This is a genomic window from Pseudomonas fluorescens (assembly GCF_902497775.2).
Classification (GTDB): Bacteria; Pseudomonadota; Gammaproteobacteria; order Pseudomonadales; family Pseudomonadaceae; genus Aquipseudomonas; species Aquipseudomonas putida_F.
This window is the reverse complement of the sequence record NZ_OZ024668.1, coordinates 2,905,924-2,922,748: the sequence shown is the minus strand read 5'-3', so window position 1 is coordinate 2,922,748 and position 16,825 is coordinate 2,905,924. Positions and strand designations below refer to the sequence as shown.

The following is a 16,825-nucleotide window of genomic DNA, read 5'->3' as shown; positions in this document are numbered from 1 at the left end:
CGGTTGAAAAGGAGAGCCAAGATGATCGACCCGATTGAACTCAATCGCCGCAACTGGGATGAACGTGCACCGTTGCACGCGGCATCCAGCGACTACGAAGTGGAAAAATTCGTCGCAGACCCCGAGCACCTGTCTGAAGTGCTGCGTTTCGACCTGCCGCGCCTGGGGGATATCCATGGCCTGCGCGCCGTGCACCTGCAGTGTCATATCGGCACCGATACCTTGTCGTTATCGCGTTTGGGCGCTGAGGTCAGCGGCCTGGATTTTTCTGCGCAGTCACTGGCTCAGGCGCGGGCCCTGGCTGAACGCTGCGGGGCCCGGATCGACTATGTCGAGTCGGATGTGTATGCCGCCGACCAGATGCTGGAACCGGGCTCTTTCGACCTGGTGTACACCGGTATCGGCGCGTTGATCTGGCTGCCGAGCATCGAGCGCTGGGCGCGTACCGTGGCGGCCTTGCTCAAGCCTGGCGGGCGGCTGTTTTTGCGCGAAGGCCATCCGATGCTGCTGGCGGTGAACGAGGACTATCAGGACAAACTGGTCATCGAGTATCCGTACTTCGAGCGCGAGGCGCCGACGGTGTGGGACAGTGGCGAGACCTATGTCGAGACCGACAGGTTGCTGGAGCAAACGGTCACCCATGAATGGAACCATGGCCTGGGTGAGATCATCAGTGCCTTGCTCAAGCATGGGTTGCAGATTACCGCGCTGGTCGAGCATGACAGCATTCCCTGGGAGGCGCTGCCGGGGCAGATGAGTCAAGACGCAGCAGGCGAGTGGTCGCTGGACAAGGATCGCTGGCGTTTGCCGTTGAGCTATACCTTGCAGGCGGTCAAGCAGGGGTAGGGCAGTTGCCCTTTAGGGCCTCACTACGCTTTTGCCTTCGGTTTACGCGTACGCTTAGGCGACGCAGCACTGCTCTTGCGCTTCTTCTTCCACGGCGTACCGCCACGCCCGGCCGGGGTCGTCGGGCCGCTGATGGTCAGGCGCATGCCGGCACACCGTTCAACCTGCTTGCTCATCCAGGCCGATTGTTTAGCGACGAACTCTTCCAGGCTCATCTCACCACTTTGCACCATGTCCAGGGCCTGTTCCCAGATCGCCGTAGTGCCCGGGTCGGCAATCGCCCGCGGTACCGCGTCGATCAGGCTGAAGGCCGCCGGGGTGGCGCTCAGGGCCTTGCCGTTCTTGACCAGGTATCCGCGATCGAGCAGGCCCTGGATAATCCCGGCACGGGTGGCCTCGGTGCCGATGCCGGTGGTGTCCTTGAGCTTTTGCTTGAGGCGTGGGTCGTCCACCAGCTTGGCGACGTTCTTCATCGCCTTGATCAGGTCGCCTTCGGTGAAGGGCTTGGGTGGCTGGGTCCAGAGGTCCTTGAGGTTGACCCCGGCCACGCTGCAGTCCTGGCCTTCGCGCAGCAGCGGCAGCACTTGGGCTGCCGGCGCTTCACGGCCTTTTGCCGGTGTCAGGGCTTCAGGCAGGGCGCGGCGCCAGCCCGGCTCGACGATCTGCTTGCCCACCGCGCGCAATGCCTGGCCTGCGCAATCGAACTCGGCCTGGGTACGGTCGTATTCGTGGTTGGGCAGGAACTGCGCCAGGTAGCGGGCGCGGATCAGGGTGTAGACCGCCTTGTGCTTGGCCGGCAAGCGCGACGGGTCGCTGGCGGCGGCCGTGGGGATGATGCCGTGGTGGGCACTGACCTTGGCATCGTTCCAGGCCCGTGAACGGCGCTGGGCTTGCAGGTGCGGTTGCAAGGGCGCAAGGCTGGCGTCGGCACGTTGCAAGGCGGCGAGAATAGCCGGCGCTTCGCTGTGCTGGCTCAGCGGCAGGTAGCCGCAGTCGCTGCGCGGGTAGGTAATCAGCTTGTGGGTTTCGTACAGGGCCTGGGCGATGTCCAGGGTCTCCTGGGCGCCAAGGCCGAACTTCTTCGAGCACAGCTCTTGCAAGGTACCGAGGTCGAAGGGCAGCGGCGCCGCTTCGCGCACGCGCTCGGTGGCGACTTTCATCACCCGCGCACTGCTGGCCGCGCCGATGGCCGCGGTCGCCTGCCGGGCCAGCTCCTGGTTCAGGCAGCGGCCCTGGTCGTCGCAGGCGTCCTCGGCTGCCCGCCACTGCGCGGTGAACTGTTCGCCGACGCTTTGCAACTGCACCTCAATGGCCCAGTAGGCCACTGGCACGAAGTCGGCGATGCTGCGGTCGCGGTCGACCACCAGACGCAACGTCGGCGTTTGTACCCGGCCCACCGGCAACACGCCCTGGTAGCCGGACTGGCGGCCGAGCAGGGTAAACAGCCGGCTCATGTTCATGCCGATCAGCCAGTCGGCCCGTGAACGGCCAAGGGCCGAATGGTAAAGGCTGAAGGTTTCGCTACCGGGCTTGAGCGCCGCCAGGGCCTTGCGGATGGACGCGTCGTCCAGCGCCGACAGCCACAGGCGGTTGATTGGCCCACGGTAGCGGCAGTGCTCGACCAGCTCACGGGCGATCATCTCGCCTTCACGGTCGGCGTCGGTGGCGATCACCAGCTCGCGGGCCTCGCCGAGCAGACGCTTGACGGCCTTGAACTGGCTGGCGGTCTTGGGTTTGACCAGCATCTTCCACTTCTCGGGCACGATCGGCAGATCGGCCAGCACCCAGCGCTTGTAACGTGCGTCGTAGCTGTCGGGTGGGGCGGTCTCGAGCAAATGGCCGATGCACCAGGTAACGGTTACGTCGCTGCCGACCCAGCAGCCGTCGCCGCGGCGGTTGGCGCCGAGGACTTTGGCGATGTCTTTGGCCTGGGAAGGCTTTTCGCAGAGAAACAGGCGCATGCCGTTCGATCTATGGCGGGTGAAGGCCATAGGATGCGCAGGATTGCAGGGCAAGGCAAGTTTTATCTGTATGGATATACAGCCTGGTGTTGCCGCCTGTGGCAACGAAAACTCCTCGCATTTGGCCAGCTTGCCCTCGACGTGGCCGTGGACGGGAAGATTGCCCTTGTGGCAGCGTTTGCCCTTGCCCTTGGGTGTGTCAATGGACGATGTCGCCAGGGTTTCCTGCCACCTGCACAAGGATGTTCTCTCATGCCAGTTTTCGACTATCGCAACCTCGACAGCGGCGCCTCCAAGGCCCTGTACGGCGACGCCATGGCCTTGAGCTTGTACGCCTATCACGGCATCGACAACGGTTTTGCCGTGGGTTACCAGCAGTACGGTTTCGGCCTGGGCTTGCCCGCCACCCTGGTCAAAGCCCTGATCGGCGGCACCGACAGCCAGGGCGTGATCCCCGGGATCCCCTGGAACACCAACTCCGAAGCCCAGGCCCTGGCCGCGGTAAAAGCGGCAGGCTGGACGCCGATCAGCGCCAAGCAGCTGGGCTATCAGGGCAGCATGGATGTTCGCGGAACCTTCCACGGTGAAACCAGCGGCTACACCAGTGCCCAGGTCGAGATCCTCGGCAAGTACGACGCCGCGGGCCAGTTGAGCGCAATGGGCATCGCCTTTCGCGGCACCAGCGGGCCACGGGAAAACCTGATTGGCGACACCATCGGCGACGCCATCCACGACCTGATGGCCGCGTTCGGCCCGGCCGACTACGCCAAGCACTACGCTGCCAATGCCTTTGGCCGGCTGTTCGATGATGTCGCCACCTTCGCCAAGGCCAACGGCCTGAAGGGGGCCGACATCACCGTCAGCGGCCACAGCCTGGGCGGCTTGGGCGTCAACAGCCTGGCCGAGCTCAGCAATGACCAGTGGGGCGGGTTCTATCAGGACGCACGCTACGTCGCCTTTGCCTCACCGAGCCAGGCCAGCGACAGCAGCAAGGTACTGAACATCGGTTATGAAAACGATCCGGTATTTCGCGCCCTCAATGGTTCTAGCGCCGACTGGGCAACTTTCGGCGTGCACGACGGCGCCAAGCCCTCGAGTACCGACAACATCGTCAACTTCAACGATCATTACGCCTCCGATGCCTGGAACCTGCTGCCGTATTCGATCGGCAATATCGCCACCTGGTTGTCGCATTTGCCCACGGCGTACGGTGACGGCCTGGGCCGGGTGCTGGATTCGAAGTTCTACGCCTGGACGGCCAAGGACTCGACCATCGTCGTCAGCAACCTCTCCGACGTTAGCCGTGGCTCGACCTGGGTCGAGGATCTGAATCGCAACGCCGAAGCGCACAAGGGCAGCACCTTCATCATCGGCTCCGACGCCGGCGACCTGATTCGCGGCGGGGATGGCAATGACTACCTGGAAGGGCGCGCCGGCAACGACACGTTTCGTGACGGCGGCGGCTTCAACCTGATCGATGGCGGCGCCGGGCACGACACCCTGGAACTTGGCCAAACCCTGGGCAACTTCGACATTGCCCGCGATGGCAACGGCACCCTGTACCTGCGCGATGCAGCGGGCGGTATCAGCCTGGTCAACCAGGTCGAAACCCTGGTCAGCAAGGAGACGAGCCTGGTGTTCTTCAGCAAGCAAGTCAGTCACCAGATCGACGCGCAGGGTCTGCTGACCAGCGGCAAGCTCCAGGTCTACGCCGCCAGCCACAATGGTACGGCGGGCAATGACAGCCTGACGGCCGGTGCACAAGGAGACTGGCTGTTCGGTCTGGATGGCAATGACCATTTGCAGGGTGGGCGTGGCAACGATGTGTTCGTCGGCGGCGCCGGCAATGATGTAATGGTTTCAGGCGGCGGGCAGGACACCTTCCTGTTCACCGGCCACTTTGGCCAGGATCAGGTTCAAGGCTTCACCGCGGATGATCGGCTGGTGTTCATCGGCGTCGATGGCGGCACCGCGCAGCCAGACATTCGCCAGCACCTGAGCCAGGTAGGCAACGATGCGGTACTGAGTTTTGGTAGCGATAGCGTGACCCTGGTCGGGGTGTCGGCGGACAGCCTGTCTGCAGGTCAGTTGATGCTCGCCTGACCAGGCTGCTGAGCGGTCTATGCAAGCGTACTGATTGCTGCCGGGTTACAACGTAGTGGTCATTATCAGGAGCGCTTGCATGATCTCGAACCCGGCCGCCCGCCCATCCACGTATTCAACCGATCAGCCCGCCAGCTCGACTCCCCTGACAGCGGGCCAACACTATGGCGCAGTCAGCGAAGATTACCGGCAAGCACTCTTGCTAGCGCAAGCCTGGCTGCAGCGGGCCGGCGAGGTGGGTTGTGATCCTGCGCAACAGGAGGCTGTCGAGCAGGCAGCAATGCTATTTCTTGGTGGTTGTGATCAATCACAAGATTTCACTGACTCGTTCAAAACACTGCAAACCTATATCGGGGCGCTGGAGCAGGGACGCACGCTGCTCATCGAGTCCGCGGGTTTCTTTGTTCAGCGTCTGGGGGATAGCGGCTTGGCCACTGCGGCATTCTACGAGCCAGGCACAGACCGGATATTCATCAATGGTGACTACCACCAGGCTATCGGCGGGACGGTGAAGCTGGCAGCCATGACCGTGTTGCATGAAGCCACGCACGCAAGACTGCATACGGTCGACCATTGCTACAGCCAGGATGAACCTGACACTGTGGACGTCAGTGCGCTGGCCGTCCACGCTTACCAAACGGGGCCAGAGGCAAGCAGGAACGCCGACTCGGTGATGACGTTCATTCATGTGCTGGCCCACCAGCACGCCGATGACGACGCCAGTTGTAATTTCCGTCAGCAACTCCAGAGTTGGTGTCGCGAGTTTCCCTGCGAGGGATTGATTGAGCTCAAGGCATTGATCGAGCCATTGCGCCTATCCACGGCAACCGAAGACAGTGAGCCACCACGGTGTGAGCGAAGCGGGCCTGGCGTTGTGCGCTCTGATTCATCCCAACCTGGAATAGCCTGGTTGACAGCGGAGTCCGCGCTGGCCGATTTTTCGCTTGAGCTGTTGCAAAAAGCCAATCCACAGCGCCTTCAGCCGCAGGGGCCGGAAATGGCCCCGTTGTCTTCGGCCGAAAAAGTTTATGCCCTGTTGGTTCCAGCAACCCTCAAGCGGATCGTGGATGAATGCCTCGTGCGCCCGTCTCATGAGTCAACCGCACCGCTGGCCCTGGCCTTGCACCGGATCGCGCACGCTATTGCCACCGAGCCACACGGCGGGCAGCGGACAAGCTTGGCCCGAACGGCCCTGCAGCGCTTGTTCGAGCCGCGCGCCGGGTTGGCCGAGGGCATCGCCGCCCAGCATCGCCAGGCCGGCATGATCAAGCCGTGCCTGGCGCTGCTGGATGTGCTGCAAGCCAGCCTGGCAGCAGCCCCCGAGTTGCGCGATACGGCCAGGCAGTGGCTGGGGATCGCGGGACGAAAGCCCATAGGCCTGGCAAAGCTGCTTGAACAAAAGGGCCATCCCGGCCCGGGCGGTGATGTCCGCCTCAGGTTCGACACGCTCAGGTATCAGCTGAAGCAGGGCCTGCCCATTACCGCTCCGGCTGCCGCACTGATGGCCCCCGGTCTGTACGCTCAAAACCTGAACGAGGTCATTCGCGCCAATGCCGGGGCTGCAAAGCCCGCCAAGATCACCTTGAGTGCTCAACACCAGCGTCAGGAACAGGTGCGTAAAGATAGACACGCCCGCCTGGATAAAGAAGCCCATGGTCACCTGCAGGCACACAATAGTCGCGAGAATGCACTGGCAGCGGCGCGTTCGCAGGCCAGGGCCGAAGAGGCCATCGCTGCGCAATCGCGCGATGTGCAACACAAGTTGCAGGTGGCCGAGCAGCGCCGGGAGCAGCGGCGTCATGACAATGCCCTGATGGCGAAGCAGTCGGTGGCGGCCTATGAAGCTGAGGTGCATAAGCAGGCCAGAAAAAGAACCATCGAACCACAGGGGAGAGCCGTGCAGAGTTCACCGGCGAGTCATTCCCCCGCCTTGCGGGGCGCGAGTTTCTCGCTGCCTGCCCTGGCGCAAGGCCCACAGGTAGACGGTATACCTGTGGCGGCACTGCACAGTATTGACTGGGGCGACAGGCGACCCGGCAACTACAGCGACCTGGCCCGGTGTGGGGTGGCGGGGCGGGTCGGGGTGAGCAGCAATTCTGGCGGGACGCTTGTCAACACGACGTTCAGTGTGCCGGTTCGGGTGTTGACCAGCACAGGATTGCAGCCTCAGACGCTGTCGTTCGCAACAAGTGTCAGTAGCCCCGCCGTGGTTGCCCATCTCCCGTTCACCCCCCGGCAACTGGCTGCCATGCCAAGCTCGGGGCATGCTCGTGGCACTCAAGCAACCTGCCAGGCTGCGATCGTCACGCGTGTCGGCGTCGGCTCACGTGGGGCCGAGGTTGAGGTGGTCGGCCCGGCAGGACGCTTGAGGGTGGCAGTTGCGCAGGCAACCTTGCACGATGAAAAAGGGGCGTGGTTGACGCTTGCCAAGGCCCCTCCTTCGCTGCGCAGGTGAGCGCGCTTAGCCGCGACTGGCCTCCAGCGCCTGGCTCAGATCAGCAATGATGTCATCGCTGTGCTCGATGCCGATCGACAGGCGCACCATGTCCCGCGGCACGCCGGCGCGCTCGAGCTCTTCATCGTTGAGCTGGCGGTGGGTGGTGGAGGCGGGGTGGCAGGCCAGGGATTTGGCATCGCCAATATTGACCAGGCGCACTACCAGCTGCAGTGCATCGATAAAGCGTGCGCCAGCTTCCTGGCCGCCTTTGATCCCGAACGACAGGATCGAAGCCGGTTTGCCTTCGGTGTAGCGCCGGGCCAGTTCGTGCTCGGGATGACTGGGCAGGCCGGCGTACTTCACCCAGGCGACCTGCTCGTGGTCTTGCAGGTAGCGGGCGACCTTGAGCGCGTTCTCGGTGTGCCGTTCCATGCGCAGGGCCAGGGTCTCCAGGCCTTGCAGAATGAGGAAGGCGTTGAATGGCGACAGTGCAGCCCCGGTATTGCGCAGCGGCACCACCCGGCAGCGGCCGATAAAGGCGGCAGGGCCGAAGGCTTCGGTGTAGGTCACGCCGTGGTAGGACGGGTCTGGGGTGTTGAGCAGGGCGAAGCGCTCTTTATTGTCGGCCCAGGGGAACTTGCCCGAGTCGATGACGATACCGCCGATGCTGGTGCCGTGGCCGCCGATGTACTTGGTCAGCGAGTGCACGACGATATCGGCGCCGTGTTCGAAAGGGCGGCAGAGGATTGGCGTGGCCACGGTGTTGTCGACGATCAACGGCACGCCATGGCGATGGGCGGCATCGGCCAGCGCCTGAAGGTCGACGATATTGCCCGCCGGGTTGCCGATCGACTCGCAGAACACCGCCTTGGTGCGGCTGTCGATCAGCGCTTCGAGGGCGGCGATGTCGTCATGGGTGGCGAAGCGGGTCTGGATGCCGAAGCGCGGCAGGGTATGGGCCAGCAGGTTGTAGGTGCCGCCGTAGAGCTTGGCCACCGAGACGATATTGTCACCAGCTTCGGCCACGGTCTGGATCGCGTAGGTGATCGCAGCCATGCCCGAGGCCACCGCCAGGGCACCGACGCCGCCTTCCAGCGCCGCCATGCGTTGCTCAAGCACGTCGTTGGTAGGGTTCATGATCCGGCTATAAATGTTGCCGGCGACTTTCAGGTCGAACAGGTCGGCACCGTGCTGGGTGTCGTCGAAGGCAAAAGAGGTAGTCTGGTAGATCGGTACCGCGACGGCCTTGGTGGTCGGGTCGGGGCTGAAGCCCGCGTGAATGGCCAGGGTTTCCAGCTTCATGCAATCGTTCCTTGAAAGTCGGGAAGGGGGTTAGAGCATGGAGCGGCCAGGGAGCGACGGTCAAGGCCTGTAGGAGCGGGCTTGCCCCGTGATTGCGTGCTACCTAGCCCGCCTTGCGCAAGGTCAGATTGATCCGCCGGCTGCCTAGCACGGGATGGCTGCCCGGTTTAAGCGGCAGCACCCCATGAAAGCGCAAACGGTCTTCACCGCCCCAGACCATCACGTCACCATGGCGCAGGCCGATGCGTTGGCAGGAATCGCCGCGGTTATGCCCGCCGAACTGGAACACCGCGGGCAAACCCAGCGATACCGAGACAATCGGCTGGCTGTAATCACGTTCATCACGGTCCTGGTGCAGGCTCAGGCGATTGCCGGGCTTGTAACAGTTGACCAGGCAAGCATCCGGCTGAAAATCGGCAAAGCCTGCCGCCGAAGCGGCGAGGGCGGCCAGTTCGCTTAGCGCAGGCGGCAACGTCGGCCAGGGTTGCTGGCTGAGTGGATCGACCGGGCTGTAGCGGTAACCGCGGCGATCACTGATCCAGCCCAGCGCCCCGCAGTTGGTCAAGCCCACGGCCATGTTCAGGCCGCCGGGCGTCACCATATGCCGAAATGGCGCGTCGGCGATGACCCGGCGCAACTCAGGCAGCAGGGCATCTACCCAGGCCAGGGCAAATCCGGGCAACACCACCGCGTGCTTGCCGATCCATTGCGGCTCGGCGGGGCTGGTGGGGTTGAACAGATCCAGTTCGGTTTGCATCATAAGCGGCGATTCAGACAGCGGGCTGGGTGCATAGCCTGTATAGTAACGCGCTTTGGCACCTGTGCCGTCCCCTGTTTGTTGCGCGCAAAGCCCACACTTCAGCGCGCCCGGGGCCCCTCGAAGAAAAAAATAAAACTTTTTGAATTCAAGGGGTTGCCAGAGCTTGGGAATGAGTACATAATTGCGTCCATCGAAAACGAGGCACGAAAAAAGCCTAGCGTTTTCAAGGGGATAGCGGTTTTATTCAGTTGTTTCCTTAAAGAGTTGTACATGTTTGAGATCGCAGTTTCAGGGTCTCGGGCATTTGAGGCCGAGTAGCAAAGTGGTTATGCTCCGGATTGCAAATCCGTCTACGCCGGTTCGATTCCGACCTCGGCCTCCATTATTGAAAGCCCCGCAGATTAACGTCTGCGGGGTTTTTCTTTGTGGGTCGGAAAAGCCCATCATTTCAGCATAAACAGGCACCGTTTCCGCATCAGCGCGTTACTTGCTCGGGCTGACCACCTTGCCAACGCGGCGGTAAACGCGCTTCGTGATCTCTTGCGTGGAGTGGCCCAGCAGCCTGCTGGCCTGGCTGATGTCCTCGATCTCTGACGCCGCCTTCGGTCGGATGTCCCTGAACTGGAACTGTTGACCAGCAATTTGGGGCGTGGAACCCGGATTGATGTCGAAATGCGTCTGCAGGTCCTTGAACACATTGATGTACGCCACGTGCCAGTCCTGGCCCAGACAAGGCCGCGGTATCGGTTGCAAGTGCTGGTGGTGGATGATCACCGAGTTAATCGCCAAGTGTTGCGCGAGCAACTGAGTTTTCTCGGCCATGACGCCTGCGAGGCAGAGAATGGTCAAGTTGCATGCGTCCACTTGGCGGGCCTGCATGCTCACTGCACTGAGCGCGCCGCACGTCATGTGAGCGAGCGCTCATAGATAGCTCATTACGAATGACACTTCGCTATTTGCCGTTCCGGGCGCTACCCCCGAATCCCCGCTGCTTCCGTTGCTGGCTGGCAGGGTTCGATAATATCGTGCACTTAAAGGTATCCGAAAATTGCCACCCGCAGAACTGTAGTCGTTAACTACGTGATCTCTATTCAGCGCCAATGGCATTTGATTGCTGTCTAATAGTTGGAGTGCAACGCCTTTCGCCGTGGAGCTCTTGTTAAGCAGAATGCTAAATGTCGTTGCCTTCGAGACATCGCCGATTTCGGAAAACACGCCAAGATCATACTCCCCCATGTCGACTTTGACGTCAGGAGTTTCACAGGATTGGGCGACGAATCTTAGTTCGGTATTGATTTTCATGCCGACTGGATAAGTCGTACCAATCTTCATATTACCTATTTCGCCTGCTGGGATTTTAGCATCGTTTTTTACTGCGCCCGTTTTTACGAGGCGAAGCGCATGTGTCGTGTTGTTGAAGGTGTAAACTGTTCCCCGCTTACAGACGATATGCCGCCGTCGCCCGATATCGGCGAACTATTGTAAAGCCACTGCCATGAGATGCCGGTGTCTCCTATTGGGAATAATTTGCTCGTGGGGGAGTCCGTGCCTAGTTTGTTTTTTATGCCCCATTTTGTATCTGTGGTGCAGTTAAAAGACGGGCCGCCAGCAGTGACTGCCCCAGATTCATAAAGAACAGTGTTATCTGGTGTGTCGCGCGGGAAAGGCAGAGTTGTGGGTAAACTTATCGTCAGGGAGGCTGGGCTGTCCCCAGGGGTAAGATTGCAAGCAGCGATTGCATTAAGGCTGGCGCATTGTAGTAACAATGCAAGTGTAATGCGTTCAATCCTGATAAGATAAGGTCTTTTTGATAGGCTGTTTGAAGGTGTTGTATTATCTGCTTCTCTATTGTTTTGGAGAGTCATTGGCTGTATGACCTCTCAACAAATTCCCAGTGGTAATCAGGATTTTCAGACTTGAGTTCGTTGTAATAATAGTTGTTAAGGTTGTTTTGTTTTATATCAGGAAGATTGGCGGGCGTGCACCCGGAAAGTGCAGTAAAAACACTTGCAAGCGATACTATCTTTAGCTTATAATTGCTTGCTTTGCGTTAATTCCGAATTGTGTATGTTCATTGCTAATTCGTACTGGTTCAAAAGGGTAGGTCAAGCTACCTGCGCCACCTTGAATTCGACATCAGACGATTCTCATTTTTCCACAAGCTCCAGGCCTTGGGTGACATTCCTCCCCAGGTTGATAGAATTCCCCGCGCTATGCAGCCAACAGTGTAAAACCCGTGCACTCAGGGTGGTACACGCATCGCGGGAACCTTCTCGACCCGAGTCATTGAAAGGAATCAGCAACGCCATGTACTTCCCCATAGAATTCTACGACGCCATTACCTCGCAATTCTGGACCCCCATCTTCGCTGCCGTACTCACCTGGATTCTCCTCTGGTTCCGCAGCCAGTCCTATGACGGTACCGGTGCCTGGACCCTGGGTTTGATCGTGGTGCTGTGCCTGGTGGCATTCTTTCCCAATGGCTACCACGCGGTGTTCAACACGGGCCCGACCTTCTACACCCATGACCGTATTTATGCGCCTGATTACTCGGCAAAGTTCAGCGCCGATGTGCTCCTGACCATCGCTGGCATGCTCGTGGGCATGCTCGCGCGCAAGGTTGTTATCAGCTTGCGCTAATCGCGAAACCTCACCACGTGATTGCGCCGGGGGCACTCGATTAGCGTCTGGGTAAAGATCTCATGGGGCAGACGCGACGCTAAACGCTCGGTGGTTCCCTTTTCGAACGAGCGGTCACGCACGCCTGATCCGTCGCATCCTTCAACCCTTCAGGTGCCTGCGCACACACCGCCTGAGGGAGGGCACCGTCCGTCAGTAGTGGGGCACCTGACCTTGATGCCAGTCGGCCCCAGACTAGAATTTACAGTGCTGTAAGGAAGTTCAACTCATAAGGAGATGAGTCATGCTTGATGAACAAGGTGCGATTGATCCGCGCGAATCCTTTACTGCCGCAGTGCAGGCAGAGTTGGATGGATTCACTTTCCTGGGCAATGGTCGTTGCGAAATCAAAAGCAAAGAAGGTGAGAGGGCAGGCCCCAACTTTGTTGAGTCTGCAATCCAGCAGTACAAATCCTTCAAACTGGTTTCGGCTGCCGGGTCAGGGACCTTCATGGTTCGGCTGGACTACTCCGGCGGCAGCGACAAGAACCTCCACTACGTCGAAGTGACACCCAGCGTATCCTCCGAATCGTTCAACATCCGTTCTGTTTCAATGAAAAACCTGCGGGGGCTTTTCGCTGCGGGCAAGAGCTCGACCAACCTGAACTTTGCTGTTTACGGTCGGCCGTGATTTAACCGCGGAGCAATCCCAGCGCTCCGACTGGATCCTCAGTCGGAGTTTTCGTTGGTCGTGGACCGCAAGGCACAGCCAATCCATGCCGCACTCGCGGGTTGTCCTAAGGGGCAGAGTCAAACACTGCCGTTGGATTCGTGGCATGTCTGCACGAGGGGCACCGACTCGTAGGTTGCGTGAGTCCTCAGCTCTTCCTCAATAAATGCTGCGATCATGGCCCTGTACACCTTCTCTACGACCTCTGGCGAGGCGCCAGTATCGTTAGCAAATTCGCGAACCTTTTTGATTACCTGCTCTACCCGTGCAGGAGCACGCACGTCATCGGACGTTTTCTTGAATCTCGCCGCCTGCGTGACAAATCTCCCCCGGCTAGCGAGGAGCGAAACGACAGCGCGGTCGATTTTATCGATATGCTGACGAACGTCTTCGATTGATGTGCATTCTACGTCCATTTAATAATTTCCTTTGTAATGAGCGGGGTTTTAAAGGCGCTCAACGGGTGAGATTGGCGAGGAGCCGGTAGCGAATAAAATGACAGCCATCCACATTGATCTCGCCGTCTTGTCGAAACCCGAGCCTGAGGACACCCTTGACGCGCGTTCTTGTAGGCGGAAGCAAGATAGTGATGGATTTTAATCCCATTTCTTCAAAGGCCCGCCGAACGATCTCGTCATAAATGGCTTTACCGAACCTCCAGTAGTTTGGATGCAGCACCATGGCCAGATCTGCATCGCCTTCTTCTTGCTGCAAGCCACCCCAGCCTGCAAATTTCTGATCAATGATGAACGCCCAAAGGCCATAGCCATTGAGCGCCCACTGCGACTCCTTCTGCTCGACCCACGCCGAGCATTTGACTTCGTCAAAATCAGGGCGGCCCAAGGGCATCTGGCGCAAGACAAGGGGGTTATTATTGAGCTCAATGAGGTCCGCGTAACTGATTTCGCTTAGTCGCTCGAATTGCAGATCCATGCTTCGCCTTCGCTGATTGGGCCGGGGCGTACCTCTGTGGTACGAGCACGCTCGCGCACAGACCAATAGCATGGTCAGCCAAACCGCTCAAGGCAGTGGATCAATCTGTCCACACCAGCTACTTTGAGGCTTCACGCAGGGAGTTCGGACATGGCAGATAAATATGTTGGAAAACTCATTGGTGTCGGCACGGATAATGTGGAGTACGTGATTAACATCTATCAGGACGAGACCGTTGAGCGCTCGCCACATGGCATGGTTCGACATGAAGGCCTGAGGCATTTCGAAATGCAATTCGGTGGTGACGTGAGAAAGATTTCTGAAACCGAGTACGAGATTGTGGCCACGGGAGTGAGAGTCACTGTGCAGGATGCTCAACGCTAAGAGCGTCGTTTTGTCCTGCGAGTCCTTGAATGAGAGTGCCGCATTGGATGGTCCCGTGGTGGCTATTCGGTACTATTTAACTTGGAATATAAATTCGGTATTTTAAGAACACTTAGTTATTTCTAGCTTGCTCGAGAATTTCATGTTCAAACAATCGCTCCTGCTCCTCGCTTCAGTATGTATGTGCCATCTGGCTGTGGCGGAAAATGGCCTTCAGGGTGTTATTGGATCCACTGTTGTCGCCGTGGGAGGCGTTGAAGAGTATTCCTGCCCAGGGCTAGGAATGTACGATTGTTCGGGTTGGCCACAGGGCCTATACCGGTTCACCGGTCAGAATATATGTTTCACCTCCAGCGAGCCTTGCAACTTGGGCTGTGCCGCTATGGTCGTTGAGAAGGACAGTCAGCAGTCGGTTTTGTGGGTTGGTAATAGATACCGCGACCCGATCTCGCGAGCGTCCGGGCAGATCAGCGTATGTCCAAAAGACTTCACGAAGTAGCGTTCGCCAAGTCCTGCGTTTAGGCGATTTTCATGGCCTGGACGACCGGTTTTATGTTGACCGATATCACGCAGAGTTCTGGTGCCAATCGCGTGCTTCGAATGATGGGCTTCAAGCTGACGTTACTGATCGACTTCAGCGCTCCGCTGGGTGGCAATCACCAGAACCTCACCGTCGTTCGCTCGGTTATCAAAAGGCGTTTGGCGACGATGGCAGAAGCTATGAAGGGATGATTGGTATCAAGGTCAAGTTTTAACCCTTAACGCCCGGCTCGGCCGGGCGTTTTATTGATGCTTGCAGGTTTGCCGGCGCGCATTTGGATTTTCCGATCTTGGCCACAGTGCGGACAATGGCGCGGCGCATGGATTCATACTCGTCATCAGTGTCGAGGTCTGATCCATCCGTCCAGTCGTCCGGGTTCTTGCCAAAAAGGTCTCTCGGCATTGCGCACAGAAACGCGCAATCGATATGAATGCGCAGCTTCACCGCCAGGCGCAGCGCATCGCCATCATCGACCAATGGGTTCCAGAGCACTCGATGCTCGTCAACGAGCATTACAAAGCCCTGTTTAGCGATTTGTGGGTTCCCAGGATCGCTTTGCCAGGCGTCTGTCCATTCGATGAGTTCATATTCGGCAGCCCTGGCCGCCAGTTTCAGCAGTTCACGGTCAGTCATGATGTGTACTCAAGTGCCCTGATTCCTTCAGATCCGAACATGATACGCAAGAGACTGCGGTTGCGTTACCGTCTAGCCGCCGTTCGTCCAGTGCTTGGCACTCGCCGTGTTCTGGCGCCTCTCAACTGTAAGCACGGGTATCGCGCGCAACACAACGCAGAGCCGCCATGGACATTGACGAAAACGCGCCCGGCAACAGGTCGCAGCAGGCCGTAACGCGCACGACAGACAATGAAACCTCTGTCGAGCAAGACATGACGGATGTGGACTCCAATAACTCGGTATCCAGTGAGCATCCGCCAGCCGGCAACACCGCAAGAAACGACGCGCCTGATGCTGATGCAAAAATCAACGATCCGGGCGAAAACACCCGGGAGCCGCGGGGCGTACCTGCCAGCGACCCAGAATCAGGCGCTTGAAGCCATTAGGCCGCACACGAGCATTCATTCAGGAGGGAGCGAAGATGCGCATCGCCAAAGCCTTGATTGTCACATCGGCAGTGGTTCTGCTCCAGGGCTGCTTCGATGAGCCCAAGCATATTGACAAGGACACTGACCGAAGCAAGCCCTCGTTGCAGATGCAGCAACCTGATGCGCACAGCAAGTCTGCGGATGATCCAGAGCAACCCAAAAACTGAAAAACCCAGCGGCTATCGCAAGGGTGCTGTTGCCTTTGTCGCATCACTCAACTGAAGCCTTGCAGGGCTTTTCATTTTTGCGCAGCTTGCGCGTCGGCGTACCAGCGCATATCGCCTCGACGCAACTGTCCTCAAGTCGGCTATGGTAATCACCTTGCAAGGACGAGAAGCGGACAAGGAGGTTGGTCATGATAGCGAAGCTGCTGGTGTCGATCGGTATCGTTTTTTACGCCGTCGTGGTGCCCGTTCTTGAAATCAACCAGACTCATGTGTTCAACCCGGCGTGGGAGCCTCACGCGCGGCTGCATGAGACTTGGCAACTGTTTACCAACACCGCAATTGGCGCCTATAGCGTATGGCTGGTGTGGATCAGAGATGATCTCAAGCTTGCCAGCTTGTTCACGTTGTTCGTCACCGGTGGATTCTTGATGGCCTACTGGTTGCGTGATGGCTACGGTGGATCGATGGTGCTTAGCGACGGTTCAGAAAAGATGATTCTGGGTATCAACCTCGGCCTGTTTGCCTACAGCGTGGCTATCTTGCTGGCGGGGCTGGCTGTTTTCCTTGAGCAACGTGGACGTGCGCGGGGCTAGTGGCTGTATGCGGCTACGCGACGTCAGACGACAAACGGTATTACGAAGCATTCTCAAAACTGTCGTTCTCCTGTAACCTCGCCGCCGCTCAGGTGGCGACCCAGTCTCACCTGTTTTCAGTGCATTTTGGGGGCGGGGATGGAGACGAAGAAAGGGATGGCGGCGATTCTGGAGTGGAGGGCCCGCTTCCTGGGGGAAGGTTCGTTGCAAGAGGCTGATTACGACCAGGCCCTGATGGCCGCGCAGCATCTCGAGCAGTCCGGTCTGGTCAGTCCGGGGGAGTGGGTGGCCATGGTTCGTCAGGCGAATGCGGCATTGTTGGGTCAGGGGTAGACTGCGCTTGGAC

18 protein-coding genes, 1 tRNA gene and 1 pseudogene are annotated in these 16,825 nt (G+C 59.0%); 12 read left to right on the top strand and 8 right to left on the bottom strand.

What is annotated here, in order from left to right; all coding sequences use genetic code 11:
• Positions 1–21 precede the first annotated feature (21 nt).
• Entirely contained in the window at positions 22–846 is an 825-nt protein-coding gene (locus F8N82_RS13370; RefSeq protein WP_038995775.1) for a class I SAM-dependent methyltransferase, read from the top strand.
• Positions 847–869: 23 nt separating this feature from the next.
• On the opposite strand, the gene F8N82_RS13365 is transcribed toward F8N82_RS13370, so the two are convergent.
• On the bottom strand, positions 870–2,807 hold the full coding sequence (locus F8N82_RS13365) for a DNA topoisomerase III (protein WP_038995774.1): 1,938 nt from the start codon (positions 2,805–2,807) through the stop codon (positions 870–872).
• A gap of 252 nt (positions 2,808–3,059) precedes the next feature.
• On the opposite strand from F8N82_RS13365, the gene F8N82_RS13360 reads away from it, so the two are divergent.
• Together F8N82_RS13360 and F8N82_RS13355 are read left to right on the top strand one after the other, a co-directional pair.
• On the top strand, positions 3,060–4,910 hold the full coding sequence (locus F8N82_RS13360) for a polyurethane esterase (protein ID WP_038995772.1): 1,851 nt from the start codon (positions 3,060–3,062) through the stop codon (positions 4,908–4,910).
• Positions 4,911–4,989: 79 nt separating this feature from the next.
• Complete coding sequence (locus tag F8N82_RS13355; protein WP_038995770.1) at positions 4,990–7,365, top strand: hypothetical protein; 2,376 nt, start codon at positions 4,990–4,992, stop codon at positions 7,363–7,365.
• A 6-nt stretch (positions 7,366–7,371) separates the two neighbouring features.
• On the opposite strand, the gene F8N82_RS13350 is transcribed toward F8N82_RS13355, so the two are convergent.
• Both F8N82_RS13350 and alkB read right to left on the bottom strand, forming a co-directional pair.
• The gene (locus F8N82_RS13350) at positions 7,372–8,649 is read right to left on the bottom strand and encodes a bifunctional O-acetylhomoserine aminocarboxypropyltransferase/cysteine synthase (RefSeq protein WP_038995769.1); all 1,278 of its coding nucleotides are present in this window, start codon (positions 8,647–8,649) and stop codon (positions 7,372–7,374) included.
• A 103-nt stretch (positions 8,650–8,752) separates the two neighbouring features.
• A complete protein-coding gene (alkB, locus tag F8N82_RS13345) occupies positions 8,753–9,409 on the bottom strand; it encodes a DNA oxidative demethylase AlkB (RefSeq protein ID WP_038995766.1) in 657 nt (218 codons plus the stop codon).
• Positions 9,410–9,717: 308 nt separating this feature from the next.
• On the opposite strand from alkB, the gene F8N82_RS13340 reads away from it, so the two are divergent.
• A tRNA-Cys gene (locus tag F8N82_RS13340) sits at positions 9,718–9,791 on the top strand.
• Positions 9,792–9,892: 101 nt separating this feature from the next.
• Here F8N82_RS13340 and F8N82_RS13335 read toward each other — a convergent pair.
• Together F8N82_RS13335 and F8N82_RS13325 are read right to left on the bottom strand one after the other, a co-directional pair.
• Positions 9,893–10,042, bottom strand: a pseudogene (locus F8N82_RS13335) (integrase); the annotation flags it as partial.
• 288 nt (positions 10,043–10,330) lie between these two features.
• Positions 10,331–10,741, bottom strand: coding sequence for a fimbrial protein (locus tag F8N82_RS13325; RefSeq protein WP_150776943.1), 411 nt, complete (start codon positions 10,739–10,741; stop codon positions 10,331–10,333).
• 975 nt (positions 10,742–11,716) lie between these two features.
• Between F8N82_RS13325 and F8N82_RS13320 the strand changes: the two genes are divergently transcribed.
• Together F8N82_RS13320 and F8N82_RS13315 are read left to right on the top strand one after the other, a co-directional pair.
• Positions 11,717–12,049: a hypothetical protein gene (locus tag F8N82_RS13320; protein WP_038995763.1), complete on the top strand. Its 333-nt coding sequence runs from the start codon at positions 11,717–11,719 to the stop codon at positions 12,047–12,049.
• Between the two features lie 283 nt (positions 12,050–12,332).
• Positions 12,333–12,719 carry a hypothetical protein gene (locus tag F8N82_RS13315; RefSeq protein WP_038995762.1) on the top strand — a complete coding sequence of 129 codons (387 nt, stop codon included), beginning with the start codon at positions 12,333–12,335 and terminating at the stop codon, positions 12,717–12,719.
• Positions 12,720–12,838: 119 nt separating this feature from the next.
• On the opposite strand, the gene F8N82_RS13310 is transcribed toward F8N82_RS13315, so the two are convergent.
• Together F8N82_RS13310 and F8N82_RS13305 are read right to left on the bottom strand one after the other, a co-directional pair.
• Positions 12,839–13,174 carry a chorismate mutase gene (locus tag F8N82_RS13310; RefSeq protein ID WP_052251519.1) on the bottom strand — a complete coding sequence of 112 codons (336 nt, stop codon included), beginning with the start codon at positions 13,172–13,174 and terminating at the stop codon, positions 12,839–12,841.
• A 40-nt stretch (positions 13,175–13,214) separates the two neighbouring features.
• Positions 13,215–13,691, bottom strand: coding sequence for a GNAT family N-acetyltransferase (locus tag F8N82_RS13305; RefSeq protein WP_038995761.1), 477 nt, complete (start codon positions 13,689–13,691; stop codon positions 13,215–13,217).
• 150 nt (positions 13,692–13,841) lie between these two features.
• Between F8N82_RS13305 and F8N82_RS13300 the strand changes: the two genes are divergently transcribed.
• Together F8N82_RS13300 and F8N82_RS13295 are read left to right on the top strand one after the other, a co-directional pair.
• Positions 13,842–14,075, top strand: a complete 234-nt coding sequence (locus F8N82_RS13300; RefSeq protein ID WP_038995760.1) for a hypothetical protein — start codon at positions 13,842–13,844, stop codon at positions 14,073–14,075.
• A 531-nt stretch (positions 14,076–14,606) separates the two neighbouring features.
• The gene (locus F8N82_RS13295; protein ID WP_038995759.1) at positions 14,607–14,807 is read left to right on the top strand and encodes a hypothetical protein; all 201 of its coding nucleotides are present in this window, start codon (positions 14,607–14,609) and stop codon (positions 14,805–14,807) included.
• A 19-nt stretch (positions 14,808–14,826) separates the two neighbouring features.
• On the opposite strand, the gene F8N82_RS13290 is transcribed toward F8N82_RS13295, so the two are convergent.
• The gene (locus F8N82_RS13290) at positions 14,827–15,249 is read right to left on the bottom strand and encodes a hypothetical protein (protein WP_038995758.1); all 423 of its coding nucleotides are present in this window, start codon (positions 15,247–15,249) and stop codon (positions 14,827–14,829) included.
• Positions 15,250–15,416: 167 nt separating this feature from the next.
• Here F8N82_RS13290 and F8N82_RS13285 point away from each other — a divergent pair, with 167 nt between their 5' ends.
• The 4 genes from F8N82_RS13285 (at position 15,417) to F8N82_RS13270 (ending at position 16,812) form a co-directional block, all read left to right on the top strand.
• The gene (locus tag F8N82_RS13285; RefSeq protein ID WP_080764755.1) at positions 15,417–15,668 is read left to right on the top strand and encodes a hypothetical protein; all 252 of its coding nucleotides are present in this window, start codon (positions 15,417–15,419) and stop codon (positions 15,666–15,668) included.
• A 44-nt stretch (positions 15,669–15,712) separates the two neighbouring features.
• On the top strand, positions 15,713–15,886 hold the full coding sequence (locus tag F8N82_RS13280; RefSeq protein ID WP_167336592.1) for a hypothetical protein: 174 nt from the start codon (positions 15,713–15,715) through the stop codon (positions 15,884–15,886).
• Positions 15,887–16,074: 188 nt separating this feature from the next.
• Positions 16,075–16,479, top strand: coding sequence for a hypothetical protein (locus tag F8N82_RS13275; RefSeq protein ID WP_038995757.1), 405 nt, complete (start codon positions 16,075–16,077; stop codon positions 16,477–16,479).
• A 138-nt stretch (positions 16,480–16,617) separates the two neighbouring features.
• A complete protein-coding gene (locus tag F8N82_RS13270) occupies positions 16,618–16,812 on the top strand; it encodes a hypothetical protein (protein ID WP_038999427.1) in 195 nt (64 codons plus the stop codon).
• Positions 16,813–16,825 lie beyond the last annotated feature (13 nt).